The following is a 23,042-nucleotide window of genomic DNA, read 5'->3' as shown; positions in this document are numbered from 1 at the left end:
TCATCGTACCATCGGGAATCGTTCATTTGTCTCGTTGAGCGTTTCGCATCGTCGCCTGCTTCAGCTCGGCGATTTCTTTGGCGAGTGCTTCTTCTCGGGAACGTGTGGATGATTCGAGGTGGTGTTCGAGTTCTTTGCTTTTGTTGCGATACGTTTCAGCCGCTTGTTTTGTGCGCTGGTGATGTTGATTAAGCTGTTTGTTGTGTACATCGAGATCAAACGGCTTTTTTGTCATATATATGCCCCTTTCAAAACAAGGTCAAACAGACAGGCGGAACGAATGATTGGTCTCGAGCCGCGGTCTCAATGAGGAAACGCTTCCTGTCCTTAGCTTACGAATGGGGCGAATGCTTGGAAAGTTAGGTCAACACGAAAGGAGCGGTGAAAAAGATGATAAATGTGACGAAAATGTGTCCGTAGAGACTTATTTGTGTCACAGTCCGGTCTCGTCTCCGAACGCAATAAAAAATCCGCAGACATATGTCTGCGGACAGCTTGCTTATTTGACTGCTTCATCTTTGATCGAGAACCAGCCGGCACGTGTCGTGATGGCGTTCCAAAGTGGGGCCGGGACAGCGAGTTCGGCTTGCTTGTTCAAGTCGAGCGCCGTTTCGATCTCCTCTTCACGATCCGTTTGCACTTTTTCAAGCCAGTCAGGGTCGATGATGAGTTCACGGCCGAGCGCGGCCAGGTCGATGACGTTCAAAGCGTCTTCGACTTGACCTGGGCGCTGAAGTTGTCCGACTCCGATGAGCGGGACGGCACCGTTGATGCGTTTCGCGATCCGGTCGATCGAGCGCTCAGTCACGTTCTCGTTGCGCATCGAACCGATATTGAAGTTCCAAAGCGAGGCGTGAAGGTAGTCGAGTCCTTCCTCGAGCAACATGTCGATCAATACGTCCGTGTCGTCGAGCGTGATACCTGGCTCTTCGACTTCTTCTGGTGAGAAGCGGTAGCCGATCAAGAAATCGTCAGCGTCTTTCGCCGCGGCTTTCACAGAACGGATGACTTCACGCGGGAACGTTAGGCGCGCCTGTACGTCGCCTCCGAAGCGGTCGTCTCGGCGGTTTGAATGCGGTGAGAAGAACTGTTGGATCAAGTACGTGTTCGCTCCGTGAATCTCGACGCCGTCAAATCCAGCTTCGATGGCACGACGTGTCGCTTCACCGAACGCTTCGATGATCGCCTCGACTTCTTCTGTCTCGAGGGCACGCGGTGTGGCGGCACCTTCACGGACGGGTGCGACCGCGCTTGCGCTCACGGGTTGTTCGTTCGGGACGAGCTCTGGAGGAGACATGCGCCCAGCGTGGAAGATTTGCAGGACGGCTTTGGCGCCTTCCGCCTTCAAACTTTCAGCGAGTTGACGGAGACCGGTGATGAAGTGATCGTCGCTCGCGCCAAACGCGTTCGGGAATCCTTTACCGTCTTCTGTCACATAGGCACACGCCGTGATGGCGAGACTGACATTTTTCGCTCGCTTCCGATAGTAGGCGAGTTCGTGCTCCGAAACCTCACCTGTCGGCTCGGACGAATAATGGGTCATCGGCGCAAGGACGAGCCGGTTATGAAGCTCGACGCCGTTTTTAAATTGAAAAGATTGTAACATGCGTTTCATGAAAACTCCTCCTTCGTAGTGATACTTTGAAGTCTAGTCTTCTGAATTTCAAATTGCGAGCGTGACGCTTTCGCTCAGGCAGGTTGCGCATCTGGTGAGCCGATCGATGGTTGAACAATAGAGAATGTCGATGGTTGAACAATAGAGAATAGGGTATAATACAGGAGAAAAGTTGATAACCGGTTGGAGACGACAGAGAGACCACGACATAGGAGGCGAAGCCTTATTTTGTTGTGGTCTCTTTGTTTATACGAACCGGATTCATTATAGGAGGGAATAAAGTGGAAATCAGAAACTTCTCAGCAAAAGAACGTGCCAAGCGATACGAACAATTGACGAGTGAGCGTCATGACATCCTCGTCGTCGGTGGGGGCATCACCGGTGCCGGAATCGCCCTCGACGCCGCTTCAAGGGGAATGAAGACGGCGGTTCTTGAAATGCAAGACTTCGCGGCCGGAACATCGAGCCGCTCGACGAAACTTGTCCACGGTGGCTTGCGCTATTTGAAACAGTTCGAAGTCGCGCTCGTCGCCGAGGTCGGGAAAGAACGCGCCATCGTCTATGAGAACGGACCGCACGTCACGACGCCGGAGCGCATGCTTCTACCGATGCACAAGGGCGGCACGTTCGGACCGCTATCGACCGCGCTCGGGCTGATGGTGTATGACTTCTTGGCCGGCGTCAAACGAGCGGAGCGCCGTTTGATGTTGAAGCCCGAAGAGGTGATCGAGAAGTCACCGCTCGTCAAAAAAGATGGGCTCGTCGGTGGCGGTTATTACGTCGAGTATCGGACGGACGACGCGCGCATGACGATCGAAGTCGCGAAAGAAGCAGCGAACCATGGCGCACTCCTCTTAAACTACTCGAAAGTGACCGGTCTCATATACGAGCAAGGCAAAGTCGTCGGCGTGAACGTCGAAGATCAAATCGACGGGAAGACGTATGAAATTTATGCGAAAAAAGTCATCAACGCGACCGGCCCATGGGTCGACGTGCTCCGTGAGCAGGACGGCTCGAATAAAGGCAAGATGCTTCGTCTGACGAAAGGGATTCATCTCGTCATCGATCAATCGAAGTTCCCGCTCAAACAAGCGACTTACTTCGATACACCAGATGGCCGAATGGTGTTCGCCATCCCGCGTGACGGCAAAGCGTACGTCGGGACGACCGACACGTTCTTCGATAAAGATAAGGCACACCCACGCATGACGACAGAAGACCGCGACTATATCTTGGGCGCGATCCACTATATGTTCCCGGATGTGTCGTTGACGGAAGATGACGTCGAGTCGAGCTGGGCCGGCATCCGTCCGCTCATCTATGAGGAAGGCAAAGACCCGTCCGAAATCTCACGGAAAGATGAGATCTGGCAATCGGACAGCGGCCTGATCACAATCGCCGGCGGTAAGTTGACAGGCTACCGGAAGATGTCTGAGACGGTCGTCGATCTCGTCGCGAAGCTACTCAAACAAGACGAGGGCATCGTCTTCTTGGCGTCACGGACGAAACATATGCCGATGTCAGGTGGACATGTGGGTGGTTCGAACGGCTTTGACGACTTCTTGACGAAGAAGACAGACGAGCTGACAAACCTTGGTTTCGATGACGTGAAAGCGGAGCAGTTAGTCCGTCTCTACGGGTCGAACATCGATCGCGTCGTCGAGCGGATGGATACGAACGCTTATGACCTGCCCGAGATCGTCTACGCGCAGTTGATGTACGGTATCGAAGAAGAGTCGGTCGTCCGTGCCATTGACTTCCTCGTCCGTCGGACAGGGGCGATGTTCTTCGACATCGACTTCGTCAGAGACTATAAAGACGGTATCTTGCGCTGTATGGCCGATGTCTTCAAATGGTCGGATGCACGTCTCGCCGAGGAGCGGGAAGAAGTCGAGAAAGAGATCGACCTCGCCGTCGTCCCGGTCACGATCGACTAAACGTATACCGAAAGGAACTTCGCTCAAGCGAGCGAAGTTCCTTTTCATATGCCTAATTCTTCATAGTACGCTGTGATCCGGTCATCGATTGCGAAGACCAGATCCTCGTCGCCCGAAAAATAGAAAACAATATACGTTCCGTCCTCGCGATACACTTCCGCTTCGACGATGAGCGTTGTCGGTCGTCCGTCATACGTGACTTCAAGTTCACCGAGCGGATGCACGGTCGCCTCGTCTAAATCTGGATTGGAGACGAGTAGATGCATGCGCTCGACGTCTTCTGCTGGAATCGGTTCGTCGAAAACCTCGGAGATGAGTTTGAACGTCTCGGGTACGTCTTCTAATTCCGCATCTATTGAAGTAGCGAGCGGTATATCGTCTTCATACCCCTCTTCATACGCGATGGCGGACGGCTCTTCTCCGAACGTCCCAGCCGTGATGGCGACACCTCCGGCCAGCGTCACTAAAAAAGTAAAAATCCGAATAGATGCTTCATGTCGTGTCTCCCATCATGTCTTGTACGTCGAGTATAACAAGAAGCGTTGCGTTTAGGAATCGCTCATATATGGTATTGGAAGATAGCGATCAAGAGAAATGAGGGATGCCCATGCAACGGAACCGAGTACTCATCGTCACATTCGGTATCGCGGTCTTTGTCGGATGGTTGGTCATCGATTTGGACCGTCTGTTCGCGGATACATATTATGTGAAAATCCCGAGGGCAGAGACGGCGGAGCGAGATGGGACGGACTATGTGTATACAACAATCGGCTATGATGAGGAGCGAAAAAAACGTTCGCTCACATTCACGTCTGACTCACGGCTCGCAGAAGGTGAATTTTTGCAATTGTACGTGAAAGATGAAGGGACGGTGACGTCGTATGAAATCGCCGACGAACGAGACGTTCCCTTTGAATTGAAAACTGAGCAAGCCGGGGAGGCGGGGACGTGAGCCTCGTTTCCATCTTTTAGAAAATGATGCGTCGCCAAACGAAAATGATTTTGGTATGGTTATATTATCGCACAAAGCTATAGAAGCTACGGAAAGAAGGTAACTGGATGTCACGCATGTTAATCGCAGACGACCAAGATGGAATTCGCTTGATGCTCGCCCAAGTGTTTAAAAATCTGGGCATCGAGGTCGACACGGCCCAGGACGGCTTGAGCGCTTGGGAACAGCTAGAACAAAGTACTTACGATTTGGTGCTGCTCGATATGAACATGCCGCGCATGTTCGGGCATGAAGTGTTACGGAACATGCGGAACAACGACATCGACACACCGGTCATGATCATGACCGCATTTGGGGAGAAATCGACAATCGAAGAAGTGCGTCGCCTCGGGATCACGGCTCAGTTCGAGAAGCCGTTCGATATTTACGGCATGATCGAGAAAGTGAAAGAAGTGCTCAACATTCAGTGAATCGTCACGAAGATGACATATGTAAACGCTTGCGTGGGGCCATTTCTATATGTGAATAGCATAGGCACAAGTTTTGACGTGTGTTATAATGGGAACGAATTGCACAGGGGCACTTTTCCCCACAGTGCACAACAGCGAACAGAGGAGGACATCATTATGCCATTAGTATCAATGACAGAAATGCTTAACAAAGCATTCGAAGGCAAGTATGCAGTCGGCCAATTCAACATCAACAACCTCGAGTGGACGCAAGCGATTCTTCGCGCTGCGGAAGACGAGAAATCACCAGTTATCCTCGGTGTATCAGAAGGTGCAGCGAAATACATGGGTGGCTTCACAACAGTTGTTAAAATGACTGAAGGTCTCATGCACGACTACAACATCACTGTTCCAGTTGCGATCCACCTCGACCACGGTTCTTCATTCGACAAGTGTAAAGCAGCGATTGACGCTGGTTTCACGTCTGTTATGATCGACGGTTCACACCACCCGATCGAAGAAAACATCGAAATGACGAAACAAGTCGTTGAATACGCACACGCTAAAGGCGCTTCAGTTGAAGCGGAAGTCGGCACAGTCGGCGGCGAAGAAGACGGCGTCGTTGGCGGCGTACAATACGCTGACCTCGACGAGTGTGTACGTGTCGTAACGGAAGCGAAAGTTGACGCTCTTGCAGCGGCACTCGGTTCTGTACACGGAGAATACGCAGGCGAGCCAAACCTCGGCTTCAAAGAGATGGAAGAAATCGCGGAAGCGACGAAAACGCCACTCGTTCTTCACGGCGGTTCAGGAATCCCTGAGCACCAAATCAAAAAAGCAATCGAGCTCGGTCACAGCAAAATCAACGTCAACACAGAGTGCCAACAAGAATGGACTCGTGCGGTACGTGAGAAGCTCAACACTGACTCGAAAGTATATGACCCACGTAAAGTCATCGGCCCTGGTGTCGAAGCGATCTACAACGTCGTTACTGGCAAAATGCGTGAGTTTGGTTCAAGCAACAAAGCGTAATCTTGTCACATCAGTCGGTTCTCCTCGTGAGAACCGGCTTTTTTGTCGAAAAAAATTATGGGAAGTCATAGTCTGGACAGCCGTCGGTACACTCGCCGGTATCGCCTTCCTCACCACTTCGATGCTCGGCATTGCCGCGCTGGTGTAAAGGGTATAGCAATTCCGTGTCGATTTCCTCATAATAAGAGAGTAAGCGATTACAATCCGATTCGAGGAGGACATGTACATGCGTTTTTTCATTGACACGGCAAATGTGGAAGACATTAAGAAAGCCCACCAAATGGGCGTTATCGGGGGCGTGACGACGAATCCATCGCTCGTCGCGAAAGAAGGCGTCGATTTCCATACGCGGCTCCGTGAGATTTGTGAGGTCGTCGGGGACCTTTCAGTCAGTGCGGAAGTTATTGCACTCGACGCAGAGGGTATGGTCAAAGAAGGAAAGGAACTCGCGGCAATCGCGCCGAATATTACAGTTAAGGTGCCAATGACAGCAGCCGGTATGATCGCTGTCAATGAGTTTTCGAAGCTAGGCATCAAAACGAACGTGACGCTCATCTTTAACGCCAACCAAGCGCTCTTAGCAGCTCGGGCCGGTGCGTCATACGTCTCGCCGTTCATCGGTCGCCTTGATGATATCGGCCACGACGGTCTCGACCTCGTCGAGACGATTGCGAATATCTTTGCCATCCATGGCATCGATGCGGAAATCATCGCCGCGTCCGTTCGCCATCCGGTCCACGTGACGAAAGCAGCCCTGCTTGGGGCTAATATCGCCACGGTGCCATACAAAGTCATCGAACAGATGATGAATCATCCGCTCACTGACAAAGGGATTGAGCAGTTCTTAGCGGATTGGAATAACGCTCAATCCAAATAAGTTCGTCGTAGAAAGGTTTGATCATCGTGGAAATTCTCCATATCGTTGGACAGCAGAAGCTTGAAGGAACAGTTGACATTAGTGGCGCCAAACAGAGTGCCTTGCCTTGTCTCGTCGCAGCACTTCTTACCGAAGAACCGGTGACAATCGAGAACGTCCCCGTCATCGAAGATGTCGAAGTGATGCTCAGCCTATTACAAGAACTCGGGGTGACAATCGAGCGGGACGGGGAGCGGATGACGCTTCATGCAAAAGATGCCGTCGCCATGCCGCTGCTCGGCTCAGAAACTCGGAAAGTCCGGGCCGCTGTCTACTTACTTGGTGTGTTCGCAGCTCGTTTTGGGAAAGGGGCCGTTGGATTACCAGGGGGATATGCGATTGGTCCACGACCGATCGATTTACATTTGAAGGCGCTAGAACGTCTCGGCATTAAAGTCGAGAACGAGTCGGGTCTCTATCACGTCAACGCCGACAAGTTGGCCGGCAACCGGATCTATCTCGACCTTCGTTCATTCGGGGCGACGGTGAGCGCGATGCTCGCCGCGGTCCTGGCCGAAGGGACGACCGTCATTGAAAATGCCGCGACTGATCCGGAAGTCGTCGACGTCGCGACGATGCTGACATCGATGGGCGCATACGTCATCGGTGCCGGGACCGATGAGATTCGAATTAAAGGGGTCGAGCGCTTGCACGGCTGTACACATACGCTCATCCCGGACCGTCTTGAAGCCGGAACGTTTATGATTTACGGTGCGGTTGCAGGGGAAGTGACGGTTCGAAACGTTATTCCGACCCATTTAGAAGGGGTCATCCAAAAATTGATGGATTACGGTGCTGAAGTCGAGGTCGGGGAAGAAGCGATCACGGTTCGGGCGAAAGCTTTTGAACCGATTGATATTCGCGTCTTCCACTACGCGGGTTATCCGACCGATTTGCAACCGGTCATGTCAGCCGCTTTGTTGAAAGCGAACGGGACGAGCATCGTGACGGATAAGCTATACGTCCAACGTTTCCGTCATATCGCCGAAATGCGGCGGATGAACGCGCAAATCACGCTTGAAGATTCGTCGGCCGTCATTCGTGGCGGGACGAGGCTGGCGAACGCTGAGATGGAGGCTGCCGACGCTCGGAGCGCCGCGGCACTCGTCTTAGCTGGTCTGCAGGCAACGGGAGAGTCGACGGTTCTCTATGCAGAACGTCTGAACGACTCGTACGTCGACTTCGTCGGCAAACTAAAACAACTCGGCGCCCTCGTCTGGGTCGATGAGGTGTCCGAGTAACAAAGGGGAGAATTCGGGTGGAACGTAGTTTATCAATGGAATTGGTCCGGGTCACAGAAGCGGCAGCGCTGTCTTCGGCCCGCTGGATGGGGAAGGGCTTGAAAGAACAAGCGGACGACGCAGCCACAACAGCGATGCGCGAAGTGTTCGATACGATTCCGATGAAAGGGATCGTCGTCATCGGGGAAGGTGAGATGGACGAGGCACCGATGCTCTACATCGGCGAGAAAGTCGGGAACGGTTACGGCTCACGCCTCGACGTCGCCGTCGACCCGCTCGAAGGGACGAGCATCGTCGCGACGGGAACGTGGGGCGCGCTCGCGGTGCTCGCGGTCGCGGACGCAGGTGATCTTCTTCATGCGCCAGACATGTATATGGATAAGATTGCGGTCGGTCCAGAAGCGGCGGGACTGATCAGCCTCGATAACTCAATCGAAGAAAACATCGCGATCGTCGCCAAGGCTAAGGGCAAGAACGTCGAAGACGTCGTCGTCACGATTTTGCACCGTGACCGTCATGAAGAGATGATTCAACGGGTTCGGGCAACGGGAGCTCGTATCAAGTTGATCCCAGACGGCGATGTCGCGGCCGCCATCAACACGGCGTTCCCGAAAACCGGTGTCGATCTCTTGCTCGGCTCAGGTGGAGCGCCGGAAGGCGTCATCGCAGCCGTCGCCATGAAGTGCCTCGGTGGTGACTTCCAGGGACGGTTGTTGCCGGAAGACACGGCCCAGGAAAAACGATGCCAAGATATGGGTATCGCCGACACGGGGCGCATCCTGCTTCTTGACGATCTCGTCAAAGGCGAGGATTGTATCTTCGCGGCGACAGGTGTGACAGACGGTGAACTGCTCCGTGGTGTCCAATTCACGGGTCAGGGCGGTCAGACACACTCGGTCGTCATGCGCGCCAAATCGGGTACGGTCCGTTTCGTCGAAGGGATTCATTCATTGAAGAAAAAACCGAAAATGGTCATGAAACCTTAATTCTCTCGAGCTGCAGATTCTCTCTGCAGCTTTTTTGATGCGTTCTTTCATATTTAAAACATGAATAGAACGGGAATGAGAAAGGCAGGAGGTGGGGTCGATGATCGAAGTGGAGTCACTCGTCAAGACGTTCGGGGATGTACCGGCCGTCGACGGAATATCGTTTTCAGTGAAACAAGGAGAAATCTTTGCGTTTCTTGGTCCGAACGGGGCCGGGAAATCGACAGCTATACAGATGTTGACGACACTCATTCGACCGACGAGCGGGTCGGCGCGCGTGAACGGGTTTGATGTCGTCAAGCAGGAGAAGGACGTCCGGTTGTCCATCGGCGTCGCCCTCCAAGAGACGGGCATCGATAAAGTGTTGACCGGCCGGGAATTGCTCGTCCTTCAAGGACGGCTGTTCAAGATGACGAAACGTGAAGCAGAAGCACGGGCCGAGGAACTGCTGTCGGTCGTCTCGCTCGCGGATGCGGCTGACCGAAAGAGTGGCACGTACTCCGGCGGGATGCGGCGTCGGCTTGATTTGGCGCTCACGCTCGTCCATCGTCCGATCGTACTGTTTTTAGATGAGCCGACGACAGGACTCGACCCGGCGAGTCGAATCGAGATTTGGAGAGAGGTACGGCGTCTCAATCAAGAGTTCGGGACGACCATCTTTTTAACGACACAATATTTAGAGGAGGCGGACGAGCTGGCCGATCGCATCGCCATCATCCATCACGGTAAGATTGTCGTCGAAGGGACAGCGGAGGAATTGAAGCAGACCGTCGGAGGCGAGTCGATTACTCTAGTGTTTCATACCGATGCAGAAGCACAAGCCGCCGCTGAGCTATTCGGACAAGCCGCGACCGGACCGAGCCTCGTCTTCGAACTCCGCGACTACACGTTGACCGACGTCGTCCGGAAACTCGATGAGCAGGCGTTACAACCGGAGCGACTCACTGTGAAACAGCCGTCGCTTGACGACGTATTCTTGAAAGTGACGGGTGAATCGTACGAAGGAGGTGTGGCGAGTGTGGACTGAAACGTGGTTGTTTACAAAGCGGAGTCTGGTGACGACGATCCGCAACCCATTTTCATTTATCCCGAACTTGATGATTTCTGTCTTTTTCTTGCTCGTCTATACGAGCGGGCTGTCGAGTGTGGCCGCATTGCCGCAGTTCGGTGGTGGCGACTACTTGAATTTCATCTTGCCGGTATCGATCGTGTCAGGTGCTGTCGGCGGGGCCGGGGGGGCCGGCCAAGCGTTAGTGCGTGACATCGAGAGTGGCTATTTCGCCCGGTTGCTACTCACACCTTCGACACGGACTGCCATCGTGCTCGGGCCGATGATTGCCGGGATGCTACAGCTGTTCGTTCAAACGCTGCTCATCTTTTCTGTCGCGTTCTTACTCGGGTTATCGATTCCGGTCGGTGTGGCCGGGTTCTTGTTCACGGTTCTGCTCGCGCTCGGTTTCGGACTTGGCTTTGCCGGATACTCGGTCGGTGTCGCCTTGAAGACACGGAACGCCCAAGCCGCACAGGCCGGGACACTTCTCTTCTTCCCGCTCATCTTCTTGTCGACGACGTTCGTCCCGAAAGAGTTGATCGAGGCGGAATGGCTCAAAGTGGCGGCGACGTTCAATCCGACGACGTACATCTTCGAAGGCATGCGGGCCGTGTTGACCCAACCGACGATCGACTGGGGCGCCTTATCGGCAGGCCTTGCCGTGGCTGGAGGGATAAGTGTCATCATGATCGTCTTCGCGGCGACGAACGCACGCGGGGCCTTGAAACAAAAATGATGAACGACGAGTGAACTTTCGAAGTGATTGTTCAAAAACAGAAAAGGGGGGAGACGATGGATCAACTCAAAACGATGATGCAAATCATTTTGACAGGGATTGGGGCTTACTTTTCCATCATTTTTATATTACGTGTATCGGGAAAACGGACACTCTCGAAAATGAACGCCTTCGATTTTATCGTGACCGTTGCGCTCGGTTCGATTTTAGCGACGACGCTCACGAGCCGACAGACGCCGCTACTGAATGGGCTCGTCGCTTTTGCCACGCTCGTCGCGTTGCAATACGTCATGGCGAAGCTGGCCAATCGGTCAAAACGAGTGAACGAGCTGATTAAATCGACACCGACGATGCTATACTATCGGGGGAGTTACTTAGAAGCGGAGATGCGTAAAGAACGAGTACTTGAGATCGAAGTGCTCCAAGCCATCCGCTCGAGTGGGACCGCTCACGACAAAGTCGAGGCGGTTGTCCTTGAGACAGACGGGACGTTCTCGGTGTTGACGAGTACGGAAGCTGTTTTGCAAAACGTGCGTAAATGAAAAACGACTCGGTTCCGTTGAACCGAGTCGTTTGAGGTTTTATTGAATTAGAGGTACGTTCCAGCACCGACGTAACGTGGTGCCCAGTAACCTGATGTGAAGCTCGCGTATTTAACGCCGCCTGTTTCTGAGTTGATCATTTGTGTCTTGCTGATTGCCATACCGACGTGTTGGATCGTGCCGCCGTTATGTGAGAAGAACACGAGGTCGCCTGCTTGAATCGCTGACTTCGACAATTTTTTCGAGCTTGAGTACTGTGAGCGTGAATCACGTGGGATCGACTTGTTGATCGCTTTCTTGTAAACATGTCCTGTGTAACCAGAGCAGTCAAATCCAGCTGTTGTCGTTCCGCCGTAACGGTACGGTGTGCCAAGGTATTTCTTCGACTCGGCGACAAGTTTCGTACGAGCGCTTGAAGAAGAAGTCGTTGTCACTTTAGTAGCCGTTTTCGTGTTCGGCTTCAAGTACGTGTACGTCGATGATGCTGAGATGTAACGGTGAGTCCCTTTGTAGTTGATCTTGTAGAACGAGCCAACTTTACCGAGGTATGTATAGCGTTGACCTTTATTCATCTTCGTAACGACTGACGAGCTGAGTGATGCTGATGTCCGAATGTTCAAGCCGTTGACTTTCGAGTAAGCGAATGTTCCAGTAGCTGCTTCTGCTTGTTCACCTGTTGTGAATGCAAGACCCGAGAAAGCGATAGTGGCGGCGACGATGATAGATGCGAAACGCTTCAACATAATATAATTCCCTCCGTTTTTTAAAATAAAACCCTGTGAGTGTATATGATCGATGTGTGTTTACGATAGTTGAGCACAAGGTGAGTTTGCTACCCGGTTTCCTGTGCAAATAAACTATATCATGCGTAAGACCGATGGCGTTTTTCAATCACAAGTCAAAAATAGTTTTCTTGTAACATATTTGAAACAATATGTAGGTATAGAGACCTTTTTGTTACATAAGGAAAGAAGAAGTTGTTATTATTTGAATATCAGGGGAATAGACTGTCATATAGCCATTTATATAAAGTGACGGCATGATCGAATTGTGATTAGATGAATAAGAACTTTACAATTACTTTTCAAATATAGAATCACAAGAAAGACAGGTGACGTTAATGACACAAAGTACAGAACCAGCTAAAAACTATACGCTTCGTGAACTCGAAACGAAGACGTTGAAAGAATTGTATGAAATCGCAAAAGAAGTGAATGTGCCTCAATATCGGGAAGCAAGGAAACGTGAACTCATGTTCCGAATTTTAAAATCGCAAGCCGAATCGAAGGACCTCTACTTCCTCGAAGGCGTCCTTGAGATCATCCCTCCGAACCCGCAGTCACAAAATGAAGGTGGCTTCGGTTTCCTCCGACCGATCAACTACTCCCAATCGTCCGAAGACATCTATATCGCCGCCTCACAGATCCGCCGCTTTAGTTTGCGCAACGGGGATCTCGTCACCGGGAAAGTCCGGAAACCGAAAGAAAATGAACGTTTCCAAGGGCTCTTGAGCGTCGAGGCGGTCAACGGGGAAACGACCGATTCGACCCGGAACCGCGACTATTTCCCTGCGCTCACGCCAATCTATCCGGAAAAGCAAATGGTGCTCGAGACGGAGCCGAACCATCTATCGGTCCGTGTCATGGATATGATCGCACCGGTCGGCTTCGGACAACGTGGTTTGATTGTCGCCCCACCGAAAGCCGGGAAGACGTCTCTATTGAAAGAAGTCGCCAATTCAATCACGACGAACCACCCGAACGTCGAACTGATCATCTTATTGATCGACGAACGTCCGGAAGAAGTCACGGACATCCAACGTTCGGTGCCGGGGGCAGACGTCGCCTATTCGACGTTTGACGAGACACCGGAGAATCACACCCGCATCTCGGAGCTCGTGCTAGAGCGGGCGATGCGCCTCGTCGAACATAAGAAAGACGTCGTCATCTTGCTCGACTCGATCACTCGGTTGACGCGCGCCTATAACTTGTCCGTCCCGCCGAGCGGGCGTACGCTCTCGGGCGGAATCGACCCGGCAGCGTTCCACAAACCGAAGAAATTCTTCGGGGCGGCCCGTAACATCGAGGACGGCGGCAGTTTGACGATTCTCGGGACGGCGCTCATCGATACCGGTTCGCGGATGGATGACGTCATCTATGAAGAGTTCAAAGGGACCGGCAACATGGAGCTCCACCTCGACCGGAAGCTCGCGGAACGCCGCATCTTCCCGGCCATCGATATCCGTCGTTCGGGTACGCGGAAAGAAGAACTCCTCCTCGGCCAGGACGAGCTCGACTCGCTTTGGACGATTCGTCGTACGATGAACGAGTCGCCGGACTTCGTCGATCAGTTCTTGCGTCGTGTGCGTGAGACGCAAACAAATCTCGACTTTTTTGCGGCGCTCGAGGCCGATAAGAAAAAGAGTCGCCGCCCGGTGAAAAAAACGAAAACGGACTTGTAAATCCGTGAGCCGGGTGCTATTATATTCTAGTGAACTTTCTCTAGGTTGAAAGAATACTTAGGGCAGAAGGAGTTGAAAAGCAATGAAACAAGGAATCCACCCAGAATACCGTAAAGTCGTATTCATGGACTCAACGACTGAGTTTAAATTCATCAGTGGTTCGACTCGTTACTCTAACGAAACAATCACGATGGAAGATGGTAACGAATACCCACTCATCCGTGTCGATGTATCTTCTGATTCGCACCCGTTCTACACAGGTCGCCAGAAATTCGCATCTGCGGACGGTCGTATCGAGCGCTTCAACAAGAAGTACCAACGTTAATCGTCAAGTTGTATGCACACCGCCTAGGGATTGCCCTTGGCGGTTTTTTGTTGTCCAAGCGAGGGTAAAGAGACGGAAGACTGACGTGAGGGGGCTTCCATGGAGTATATATTGATTAGCATTAGCCTGTTGGTTGGCGTCGGGATCGTCTCGCAATGGTTGGCGTGGCGCTACCAAATTCCGGCGATTATCGTCATGACGGTCGCCGGCGTGCTGGCCGGTCCAATCTTTGGTTTGTTTGAACCGCGAGAGTTGCTCGGTGATTTGTACAGCCCGATCATTTCGTTTGCGGTCGCGATCATATTATTTGAAGGAAGTTTAGGGCTTCATTTCAGCGAGATCAACCAATTCCGTCGTTCGATCGTCCGCATCGTGACAGCGGGTGTGACGTTGTCGTTCGTCGGGGCTTCGCTGTTGATTCAATACGTAGGAGGTCTCCATTGGGTCGTCGCTTGGACGATGGGAGCGCTATTCGTCGTCACCGGTCCGACGGTCGTCATCCCGTTGCTCAGGCAAGCCCATCTGAAAGATCGGGTCGGTGCCATCTTAAAGTGGGAAGGGATCATTGTCGATCCGGTCGGCGCGTTGCTCGGCTTGTTCGTGATTCGAATCGGCTACATCGTCTATGAAGGCATGGACTTGTGGATGCAACTGCTCTTTGCGGGAGCATGTCTCGTCGGTATCGGTCTCGGTTACGTGTTCGGTCACGTTTTGATGGGCTGGTTCGTAGGTGAGAAGATTCCACGTTACTTACGCGCCTCGGTGACGCTTTCGGCCGTCTTGATCTTATTCTCTTTGAGCGAGTTCATGATGCATGAAGTCGGTCTCCTTGCCGTGACGGCGATGGGCATGACGATGGCGAACACGAAACTTCGCGATGAACAGATCATCGAGGAACTGCAGTCGTTCAAGGAAGACATCTCGATCTTGCTGATCTCATCCGTGTTCATCTTGCTGACGGCGTCGCTGTCGCGTGAAGAACTATTGAATATCTTCCAGTGGCCATTGCTGTTGACGATTGCCGGCATCTTGTTTCTTGTTCGTCCGTTGGCGATTTACGTATCGACGGCCGGTGCGGGACTTCCGCTCAGAGAACGCGGATTTATCGGTTGGATTGCCCCGCGCGGCATCGTCGCGATGACGGTCGCAGGTTTTTTCGCGGAGGAAGTGGCCGGTCTCGGGATTGAGGATGCGTCACAGATGCTACCGCTCACGATCGGACTCGTCTTTACCTCGGTGACGTTGCACGGGCTGACGATTCGACCGCTCGCGCGCAAATTGAACTTGATTGATTATAAAAAAGAAGAGGAAGCGGAAGAATGAAGAGAAATCGGGACGGGATGATGTCGCTCCGATTTTTGTTAGAAGTCAACCCTTTTCCTATGACTGAAAGATGGTTATAATCGGAAAGCGATTAACGATGGAGAGGGCGAAGTAGAATGATGCATGTGACGAACCGTTACGGTTGGATTGAAGTGATTTGTGGCAGTATGTTTTCTGGGAAGTCGGAGGAATTGATCCGTCGTGTCCGTCGGGCGCACTATGGGAAGATCCCGGTTCAAGTGTTCAAACCGGCCATCGATGACCGCTACCACGAAGAGAACGTCGTCTCCCATAGCGGCAACTCGGTCGTGGCCGTCCCGACTCGAACGAGTCAAGATGTGTACGATGCGGTGCGCGAAGAGACGCAAGTCATCGCCATCGACGAGGTGCAGTTCTTTGATGAGGGGATCGTCGACGTCATCGAGCAGTTGGCGTCAGAAGACAAACGTGTCATCTGCGCCGGACTCGATATGGACTTCCGTGGCGAACCGTTCACGATGATGCCGGAGCTCTTGTCGCGTGCCGAGTTCGTCACGAAGCTGCAGGCGATCTGCCTGTCGTGCGGCGCCCCGGCGTCTCGGACACAGCGCTTGATCAACGGAGAACCGGCTCGCTTTGAGGACCCGGTCATCTTAGTCGGTGCCGCCGAGTCGTACGAACCGCGTTGCCGCCATTGCCATGACGTCCCGAACAAACCGCGCCCGATCCGTCATACAGTAGCGGATTGAGGATTTGGCTGGTTCGCTCTAAGTATTCAATTTGTCGACGAACCGAGCTAGCTCGGTTCGTTTTTTGGTATAATGAAGAGAACGATTTGGTGAACAGAAAGGACGGATCATGATGTTTGACCGTTTAAGCGTTTTAGAAGAACGATATATGCAATTGAATGAGATGCTCGCTGACCCGGAAGTGCTCAGCGACTCGAATAAACTGCGTCAATATTCAAAAGAACAGTCTCAACTCGAGGAGACGGTACAAGCGTATCGACGCTATAAAGAGACGAGTACGGCCTACAAAGAAGCGAAAGCGATGTTAGAAGACCGAACGCTCGAGTCCGATATGCGCGAACTCGCGAAAGAAGAGATGGCGCTGCTCGAACCAGTTGTGAAAGCGCTCGAAGCGAAACTGCGCGTCCTGCTCATCCCGAAAGACCCGAACGACGACAAGAACGTCATCGTCGAGATTCGCGGGGCGGCCGGTGGTGACGAGGCGGCACTGTTTGCGGTCGACTTGTATAAGATGTACACCCGATTCGCCGAGCGTCAAAACTGGAAAGCCGAGCTGATCGACGCCAACTATACGGAACTCGGCGGCTTTAAAGAAGTGACGTTTTTGATCAACGGTGCCGGTGCCTACTCGAAACTGAAATTCGAGAATGGGGCACACCGTGTGCAACGCGTCCCGTCGACGGAGTCGGGTGGACGGATCCACACGTCGACAGCCACTGTCGCGGTCTTGCCGGAAGCGGAAGACGTCGAAGTGCACATCGACATGAAAGACGTCCGCGTCGACACGTTCACGTCGTCAGGGCCGGGTGGTCAATCGGTCAACACGACCCAGTCGGCCGTGCGGTTGACACACATCCCGTCAGGACTCGTCGTGTCATGCCAAGACGAGAAATCACAGCATAAAAATAAAGATCGGGCGATGAAAGTCTTGCGGGCCCGCCTGTACGACAAGATGCAGCGCGAACATCTCGAAGAACTGTCGGCGCAGCGGAAGTCGGCCGTCGGGACGGGCGACCGTTCGGAGCGGATCCGGACGTATAACTTCCCGCAAAGTCGCGTGACCGACCACCGTATCGGCCTCACGCTTCAAAAACTCGACCGGGTGCTCGCCGGGGAGCTTGAAGACATCATTGATGCGCTCGTCATGGAAGATCAGGCCGGCTTGATGGAGGGTATGGAGTGATGCGGGTTGCCGCAAGGTTGAAACAAGCGGAACGCATGCTCGTTGACGCGGGGCGTGACCCATCGACCGCCGAATGGTGGCTCATGCACGTGCTCGGCGTCGACCGGACGGGTCTGATCGTTCGGTTATCCGAAGAACTCTCGGACGACGAAACAACTGCGTTCGAGTCCGGGCTCGAGCGACTGCTTGCCGGTGAGCCGGTCCAACATTTGATTGGTTACGCTCCATTTTATGGCCGGACGTTTGAAGTGAACCGGGACGTACTTATCCCACGGCCGGAGACCGAAGAATTGATCGAATGGGTCGTCGAGCACGTTGGACCGATTGAAGACGATACGATCGTCGACGTCGGCACGGGCAGTGGTGCGATCGCCATCACGCTCAGTCTCGAGCTTGGTGTCCGCGTCCAAACGGTCGATATTTCCCGGGAAGCAATCGCGGTGGCAAAACGTAACGCGGAAGTGCTTCGGGCCGGTGTGACGTTTCATGAAGGGGATTGCCTCGGCCCGGTCGCCGACAATTCGATTCGGGTGCTCGTCTCAAATCCGCCTTACATCGAAGCTGATGAACTGCTCGATGAAACGGTCGCAGGGTACGAACCGCACCTCGCATTATTCGGGGGGGCGGACGGTCTCGAGTTCTACCGGAAAATCATCGCGGACTCAACACGCGTGCTACGTGCCGATTGGCAATTGATTGCGTTTGAAATCGGGTATAATCAAGGACAAGTTGTGAAATCGTACCTGTCCGAACGTTATCCTGAAGCAGAAACGGGTATTTTAAAAGATATAAACGGTAAAGACCGAATTGTCTACGCCGTGAGGGAAGGGATTGCGCATGGAAACGAAATGGATCAAGCCAACAGAAGTTGAGGAAGGGGTTCGTCTCTTGAAGATGGGCGAGGTGATCGCGATTCCGACAGAGACGGTGTACGGCCTCGCCGGGGATGCGACGAACGATATCGCCATCCGCAAGATTTTCGAGGCGAAAGGAAGACCATCGGACAACCCGCTCATCGTCCACGTGGCTACGGTCGAACAGGCCGAACATTTCGCGCAAACCATCCCGCCGGTAGCCAAACGCTTGATGGAAGCGTTTTGGCCCGGTGCCTTGACGATCATCTTACCGTCGAACGGTCGAGCGTCGTCACTCGTGACGGCCGGACTCGACTCGATCGGCCTCCGTATGCCGGACCATCCGGCCGCACTCGAACTCATCCGCACGTCCGGTCTCGGTCTCGCGGCGCCGAGTGCGAACCGTTCAGGACGACCGTCACCGACATCGGCCGAGCACGTGGCCGATGATTTGACCGGTCGGATCGCGGGTATTATGGATGGGGGACCGACAGGCATCGGCGTCGAGTCGACTGTGATCGACTGCACGACGGAACCGGTGACGATTTTGCGTCCCGGTGGCGTGACGAAAGAAGCGATCGAGGCCGTCATCGGGCCAGTCGCGCTCGATGCGAATTTAAGTGATGAAGCGGCCGCGCCCAGATCACCAGGAATGAAGTACACCCACTATGCCCCGAGCGCACCTTTGTATTTAGTTGATGGCGGACGCGATGACCTCGTCCGTACCATCACGATGCGGCAGGCGGCGGGCAAACGGATCGGCGCGCTCGTATTTGATGAAGCAACGACCCCGGCTGACGTCACGCTTTCTCTCGGTGACACGATGGAGATGGCGGCCCAGCGACTTTACGAGGCGTTGCGCAAATTCGATGAGACAGATGTAGAAGAGATTTACGTGAATCGGATTGAACCGACGGGAGTCGCCCTTGCCGTATATAATCGCTTGTATAAAGCGGCAGGCGGGAAAATTATCCGTCTAGAGGAAGAGGCTTAAGGACATGAGGAGGATCACGCGATGTCAATGAAACGCGTATTATTCATATGTAGTGGGAACACATGCCGAAGCCCGATGGCGATGGCCCTGCTCCGCTCGAAAGTGACGGGCGACGAATTTGATATTCGTTCGGCTGGAGTTCGGACAATGCAAGGGTTTGATGCCTCAGAAAACGCTCTTCAAGTATTACGTGAACGAGGGATTGAACTCGAACACGTGACGCAAACGTTCGATGACGTACTCGGACGTTGGGCAGACGTCATTTTGACAATGACGCGGGCACACCGCGAACAGATTCGGGATACGTATCCGGATTTGGCCGATCGTACGTTCACATTATATGAGTTCGTGACCGGACTCGAACGTGACATTAACGACCCGTTCGGAGGCTCGATGAACGTCTATCGCCAAGTCCGAAACGAACTCGAACCACTCGTCAATCGACTTGTGCTAAAATTGACGAATGACGGGTCAAAGGTGACGAAACCACCGAGACGCCTACCAAAGAAGACGGGGGAATGAACACATGAAAATTGCAATCGGCGCCGACCACGGCGGATTCAACTTGAAGAAAGACATTATCGGCTTATTAGAAGAGCTTGGACACGAGTATAAAGATTTCGGGACACACTCGGCCGAGTCGATCGATTATCCAGACGTAGCCATCCCGGTCGCTGAGGCTGTCGCTGCCGGCGAGTTCGACCGCGGCATCTTGATTTGCGGCACAGGCATCGGCATCGGCATCGCGGCGAACAAAGTTAAAGGGATCCGCGCAGCACTCGTTCACGACTCGTTCAGCGCCAAGGCGACACGTCAACATAACGACTCGAACATCATGACGATGGGCGAGCGTGTCGTCGGACCCGGGCTCGCGATTGACTTGGTGGCAACGTGGCTCGATACAGACTTCGAGGGCGGACGCCACTCGAACCGTGTCGACAAAATGAGCGCTTACGAAACGAAGTGACCGCGATGAAAGCTGAACTTTCGAACCTGCTGTTGGAGCTGCACGAACGCTTTCCGCTTGATGAGGACAAAATCCTCGTCATCGGCTGTTCGACGAGCGAAGTCATCGGCAAGACGATTGGGAAAGCCGGATCGATCGATGTGGCGTCGGAATTCATCGAAGCGTTCCTCGCGTTTCGCGACAAGACGGGCGTCCATCTGGCGTTTCAAGGGTGCGAGCACATTAACCGTGCCCTCACCGTCGAGCGTCGGACGCAGAAGCAGTTCGGTCTGACCGAAGTGACTGTCGTCCCGGTCCGCTCAGCGGGTGGGGCGATGGCGGAGAAAGCGTATGAGCGCCTCAACGCGCCGTGCGTAGTCGAAGCGATTCAAGCGGACGCTGGGATCGACATCGGCTCGACGCTGATCGGCATGCATTTAAAGCCGGTCGCGATCCCGGTCCGGTTATCGGCGAAACAGCTCGGCGAGGCGTACGTCACGTTCGCCGTCACGAGACCGAAATTGATCGGTGGCCCTCGGGCCCATTATCCAGCGAAATAACAGAGACAGCCGGTCATAGCGACCGGCTGTCTTTTGCGTTATACCTCTTCACTGAACAGATACGAGACGACCATCGGGAAACGCTCGCGCCAGGCGAGCTCGTTGTGTACGCCCTCTTCGATTGCCTCGAAGCGTAAGTGATCGACTTTGTCGCGGAGCAAGGCGTAGACGCGCTCGCTCGACTCGAGATACATCTCGTTCGTCGGCCCGTCCTCTGACGGCTGCTCGACTTCTTTACGGCCGACGTCCATATATAGGCGTTCGATACCTGTCAAATCACTCGACTCGATCAACTGCTCGAGTTCGGTCTGGTTGAACCAGAACGCTGACGACAGGGAAGCGACGCGTTGGAAGACATCCGGATAGACGCAAGCGGCATAAATTGAAATGAGGCCGCCCATCGAACTGCCGATCATCCCGGTCTCGTCCGGTTTCGTCCGATATTCGGCGTCAATCATCGGCTTCAGCTCTTGGACGACATATTCGATGTAGGCCGATCCTTGGCCGCCTAACGTCATGTCTCGGCCGTACAACGTTTCTCCGACGAACGGATTTTCCCAAGGGCCGTATTCGTCGAGTCGCATCTCACCCGGTGCGCTATCGATGGCGACGACGATCAAGTCGCGCTTTGAAGCGTCCAAATACTCCCCGACGCGCCAGCTCATATTGTAGCTCGCGTCCGCGTCGTCGAACGCGTTCTGTCCGTCGTGCATATAGAGCACCGAATAGCGTTTGTCCGTCAGCTCGTAGTCGTTCGGCGTATAAATCCGCACCGTCCGCTCGCGCTCGAACGGGGTGATCGTCACTTGTCTCGTCTCAATCATCATAATCCTCCTCTACTGTTCTTCTTCAATATCATACCCAACTTTACGCCCGATTATGACGATACCCAAAAAAACGAGCATATGGTACGATGGGGTTGTTGATTTTTAGACATTCAGAGGGGGTTTCAACATGGTAAACACGACGAAGTTGAAAGTGCAGGACGCGGAATTGTTTGAAGCGATGCAACACGAGCTCGCCCGTCAACGGGAGAACATTGAACTGATCGCCTCGGAGAACTTTGTCTCAGAAGCGGTCATGGAAGCGCAAGGCGGGGTTCTCACGAACAAATACGCCGAAGGTTACCCAGGTCGCCGTTACTACGGTGGTTGTGAGTTCGTCGACGTGGCCGAAAACTTGGCACGCGACCGGGCGAAGGAACTGTTCGGTGCAGAACACGCCAACGTCCAGCCGCATTCGGGTGCGCAAGCGAACATGGCCGTCTACTTCACGGTGCTTGAAGCGGGCGACACGGTGCTCGGCATGAACTTGTCGCACGGTGGCCATTTGACGCACGGAAGTCCGGTCAACTTCTCGGGCGTCCAGTACAACTTCGTCGAGTACGGTGTGGACAAAGACACAGAACACATCGACTATGACGTCGTCGCCGCCCTCGCGAAAGAACATAAACCAAAACTGATCGTCGCCGGAGCGTCAGCATACCCGCGGACGATCGATTTCGCCAAGTTCCGTGAAATCGCCGACAGCGTCGACGCCTATCTCATGGTCGATATGGCCCACATCGCCGGACTCGTCGCGGCCGGACTCCATCCGAACCCGGTCGAGCACGCGCACTTCGTGACGACGACGACGCACAAGACGCTTCGCGGCCCGCGCGGCGGGATGATCCTTTGTAAAGAAGAGTTCGCCAAAGCGATCGACAAGTCGATCTTCCCTGGTATTCAAGGCGGCCCGCTCATGCACGTCATCGCCGCGAAAGCGGTGGCGTTCGGAGAGGCGCTCCAACCTGAGTTTAAAGACTATCAGGCGCAAGTCATCAAAAACGCGCAAGTGCTCGCGCAAGGTTTAGAAGAAGAAGGGCTCCGCATCGTATCGGGCGGTACGGACAACCATCTCCTCCTCGTCGACCTTCGTGGCATCGACATTACCGGTAAAGCGGCCGAGCATGCGCTCGATGCAGCCGGTATCACGGTCAACAAGAACACGATCCCGTTCGACCCGGCATCACCGTTCGTCACGAGCGGGATCCGTCTCGGGACGGCAGCGATGACGACACGCGGTTTGAAAGAAGACGACATGCGTGAAGTCGCCCGTCTGATCGGTCGTGTCCTGACAAACCATGAAGATGAAGCAGTGCTCGCCGAGGCGCACGAAGACGTACGTGCCTTGACGGCGAAATTCTCGCTCTATCCTGAACGAGGCTGACGA

General features: G+C 53.7%; 26 protein-coding genes. 21 read left to right on the top strand and 5 right to left on the bottom strand.

From position 1 onward, the window contains the following. Window positions 1–22: 22 nt before the first annotated feature. Both EVJ32_RS07505 and EVJ32_RS07500 read right to left on the bottom strand, forming a co-directional pair. Window positions 23–235, bottom strand: a complete 213-nt coding sequence (locus EVJ32_RS07505; RefSeq protein WP_070328215.1) for a hypothetical protein — start codon at window positions 233–235, stop codon at window positions 23–25. A gap of 264 nt (window positions 236–499) precedes the next feature. Then, window positions 500–1,615: an NADH-dependent flavin oxidoreductase gene (locus EVJ32_RS07500; RefSeq protein ID WP_131457733.1), complete on the bottom strand. Its 1,116-nt coding sequence runs from the start codon at window positions 1,613–1,615 to the stop codon at window positions 500–502. A 281-nt stretch (window positions 1,616–1,896) separates the two neighbouring features. On the opposite strand from EVJ32_RS07500, the gene EVJ32_RS07495 reads away from it, so the two are divergent. After that, the gene (locus tag EVJ32_RS07495) at window positions 1,897–3,552 is read left to right on the top strand and encodes a glycerol-3-phosphate dehydrogenase/oxidase (RefSeq protein WP_131457732.1); all 1,656 of its coding nucleotides are present in this window, start codon (window positions 1,897–1,899) and stop codon (window positions 3,550–3,552) included. A gap of 44 nt (window positions 3,553–3,596) precedes the next feature. Here EVJ32_RS07495 and EVJ32_RS07490 read toward each other — a convergent pair whose 3' ends face one another. Then, window positions 3,597–4,016 carry a hypothetical protein gene (locus tag EVJ32_RS07490; RefSeq protein WP_131457731.1) on the bottom strand — a complete coding sequence of 140 codons (420 nt, stop codon included), beginning with the start codon at window positions 4,014–4,016 and terminating at the stop codon, window positions 3,597–3,599. Window positions 4,017–4,159: 143 nt separating this feature from the next. Here EVJ32_RS07490 and EVJ32_RS07485 point away from each other — a divergent pair, with 143 nt between their 5' ends. The 9 genes from EVJ32_RS07485 (at window position 4,160) to EVJ32_RS07445 (ending at window position 11,457) form a co-directional block, all read left to right on the top strand. Beyond that, on the top strand, window positions 4,160–4,504 hold the full coding sequence (locus EVJ32_RS07485) for a YxeA family protein (RefSeq protein ID WP_161567605.1): 345 nt from the start codon (window positions 4,160–4,162) through the stop codon (window positions 4,502–4,504). A gap of 107 nt (window positions 4,505–4,611) precedes the next feature. Continuing rightward, entirely contained in the window at window positions 4,612–4,974 is a 363-nt protein-coding gene (locus EVJ32_RS07480) for a response regulator (protein WP_236634094.1), read from the top strand. Between the two features lie 156 nt (window positions 4,975–5,130). Then, window positions 5,131–5,985, top strand: coding sequence for a class II fructose-1,6-bisphosphate aldolase (fba, locus tag EVJ32_RS07475; protein ID WP_131457729.1), 855 nt, complete (start codon window positions 5,131–5,133; stop codon window positions 5,983–5,985). A gap of 226 nt (window positions 5,986–6,211) precedes the next feature. Beyond that, on the top strand, window positions 6,212–6,862 hold the full coding sequence (gene fsa, locus EVJ32_RS07470; RefSeq protein ID WP_035385995.1) for a fructose-6-phosphate aldolase: 651 nt from the start codon (window positions 6,212–6,214) through the stop codon (window positions 6,860–6,862). A 26-nt stretch (window positions 6,863–6,888) separates the two neighbouring features. Then, the gene (gene murA, locus EVJ32_RS07465; RefSeq protein ID WP_131457728.1) at window positions 6,889–8,142 is read left to right on the top strand and encodes a UDP-N-acetylglucosamine 1-carboxyvinyltransferase; all 1,254 of its coding nucleotides are present in this window, start codon (window positions 6,889–6,891) and stop codon (window positions 8,140–8,142) included. A gap of 17 nt (window positions 8,143–8,159) precedes the next feature. After that, on the top strand, window positions 8,160–9,128 hold the full coding sequence (gene glpX, locus EVJ32_RS07460; protein ID WP_131457727.1) for a class II fructose-bisphosphatase: 969 nt from the start codon (window positions 8,160–8,162) through the stop codon (window positions 9,126–9,128). A gap of 100 nt (window positions 9,129–9,228) precedes the next feature. Beyond that, window positions 9,229–10,155 (top strand): ATP-binding cassette domain-containing protein, encoded by a 927-nt coding sequence (locus tag EVJ32_RS07455; RefSeq protein WP_131457726.1) that lies wholly within the window; start codon window positions 9,229–9,231, stop codon window positions 10,153–10,155. Beyond that, complete coding sequence (locus EVJ32_RS07450; protein WP_131457725.1) at window positions 10,145–10,915, top strand: ABC transporter permease; 771 nt, start codon at window positions 10,145–10,147, stop codon at window positions 10,913–10,915. Before EVJ32_RS07455 ends, EVJ32_RS07450 begins: the two co-directional genes overlap by 11 nt. Before the next feature lie 56 nt (window positions 10,916–10,971). Next, window positions 10,972–11,457: a DUF421 domain-containing protein gene (locus EVJ32_RS07445; protein ID WP_236634093.1), complete on the top strand. Its 486-nt coding sequence runs from the start codon at window positions 10,972–10,974 to the stop codon at window positions 11,455–11,457. Between the two features lie 47 nt (window positions 11,458–11,504). Here the strand turns inward: EVJ32_RS07445 and EVJ32_RS07440 are convergent, their stop codons facing one another. After that, a complete protein-coding gene (locus EVJ32_RS07440) occupies window positions 11,505–12,200 on the bottom strand; it encodes a C40 family peptidase (protein ID WP_131457723.1) in 696 nt (231 codons plus the stop codon). Between the two features lie 377 nt (window positions 12,201–12,577). Between EVJ32_RS07440 and rho the strand changes: the two genes are divergently transcribed. The 10 genes from rho (at window position 12,578) to EVJ32_RS07390 (ending at window position 20,831) form a co-directional block, all read left to right on the top strand. Next, entirely contained in the window at window positions 12,578–13,918 is a 1,341-nt protein-coding gene (gene rho / locus EVJ32_RS07435) for a transcription termination factor Rho (protein WP_131457722.1), read from the top strand. Window positions 13,919–14,000: 82 nt separating this feature from the next. Next, window positions 14,001–14,243 (top strand): type B 50S ribosomal protein L31, encoded by a 243-nt coding sequence (locus tag EVJ32_RS07430; protein ID WP_021066109.1) that lies wholly within the window; start codon window positions 14,001–14,003, stop codon window positions 14,241–14,243. Window positions 14,244–14,342: 99 nt separating this feature from the next. Continuing rightward, window positions 14,343–15,566 (top strand): cation:proton antiporter, encoded by a 1,224-nt coding sequence (locus EVJ32_RS07425; RefSeq protein WP_131457721.1) that lies wholly within the window; start codon window positions 14,343–14,345, stop codon window positions 15,564–15,566. 116 nt (window positions 15,567–15,682) lie between these two features. Then, window positions 15,683–16,294, top strand: a complete 612-nt coding sequence (locus tag EVJ32_RS07420; RefSeq protein WP_070328199.1) for a thymidine kinase — start codon at window positions 15,683–15,685, stop codon at window positions 16,292–16,294. Window positions 16,295–16,406: 112 nt separating this feature from the next. Continuing rightward, window positions 16,407–17,477: a peptide chain release factor 1 gene (gene prfA / locus EVJ32_RS07415; protein ID WP_070328198.1), complete on the top strand. Its 1,071-nt coding sequence runs from the start codon at window positions 16,407–16,409 to the stop codon at window positions 17,475–17,477. After that, window positions 17,477–18,349, top strand: a complete 873-nt coding sequence (prmC, locus tag EVJ32_RS07410) for a peptide chain release factor N(5)-glutamine methyltransferase (RefSeq protein WP_131457766.1) — start codon at window positions 17,477–17,479, stop codon at window positions 18,347–18,349. The genes prfA and prmC overlap by 1 nt, the downstream gene beginning before the upstream one ends. Beyond that, window positions 18,315–19,325, top strand: a complete 1,011-nt coding sequence (locus tag EVJ32_RS07405; RefSeq protein ID WP_131457720.1) for an L-threonylcarbamoyladenylate synthase — start codon at window positions 18,315–18,317, stop codon at window positions 19,323–19,325. Before prmC ends, EVJ32_RS07405 begins: the two co-directional genes overlap by 35 nt. Window positions 19,326–19,346: 21 nt before the next feature. After that, entirely contained in the window at window positions 19,347–19,847 is a 501-nt protein-coding gene (locus EVJ32_RS07400; RefSeq protein WP_131439172.1) for a low molecular weight protein arginine phosphatase, read from the top strand. A 4-nt stretch (window positions 19,848–19,851) separates the two neighbouring features. After that, window positions 19,852–20,292, top strand: coding sequence for a ribose 5-phosphate isomerase B (rpiB, locus tag EVJ32_RS07395; protein WP_070328195.1), 441 nt, complete (start codon window positions 19,852–19,854; stop codon window positions 20,290–20,292). Between the two features lie 5 nt (window positions 20,293–20,297). Then, window positions 20,298–20,831 (top strand): TIGR01440 family protein, encoded by a 534-nt coding sequence (locus EVJ32_RS07390; protein ID WP_131457719.1) that lies wholly within the window; start codon window positions 20,298–20,300, stop codon window positions 20,829–20,831. Window positions 20,832–20,869: 38 nt separating this feature from the next. Here the strand turns inward: EVJ32_RS07390 and EVJ32_RS07385 are convergent, their stop codons facing one another. Next, window positions 20,870–21,655 (bottom strand): alpha/beta hydrolase, encoded by a 786-nt coding sequence (locus EVJ32_RS07385; protein WP_236639497.1) that lies wholly within the window; start codon window positions 21,653–21,655, stop codon window positions 20,870–20,872. Between the two features lie 130 nt (window positions 21,656–21,785). Between EVJ32_RS07385 and glyA the strand changes: the two genes are divergently transcribed. After that, window positions 21,786–23,039, top strand: a complete 1,254-nt coding sequence (gene glyA / locus EVJ32_RS07380; RefSeq protein ID WP_070328192.1) for a serine hydroxymethyltransferase — start codon at window positions 21,786–21,788, stop codon at window positions 23,037–23,039. Window positions 23,040–23,042: the final 3 nt, after the last annotated feature.

Origin of the sequence: Exiguobacterium sp. SH5S4, from assembly GCF_004337045.1 — a bacterium.
GTDB classification, from domain to species: domain Bacteria; phylum Bacillota; class Bacilli; order Exiguobacteriales; family Exiguobacteriaceae; genus Exiguobacterium; species Exiguobacterium aurantiacum_A.
Note: the sequence above shows the minus strand (reverse complement) of the source record. Positions and strands in the feature narration are given on the sequence as shown.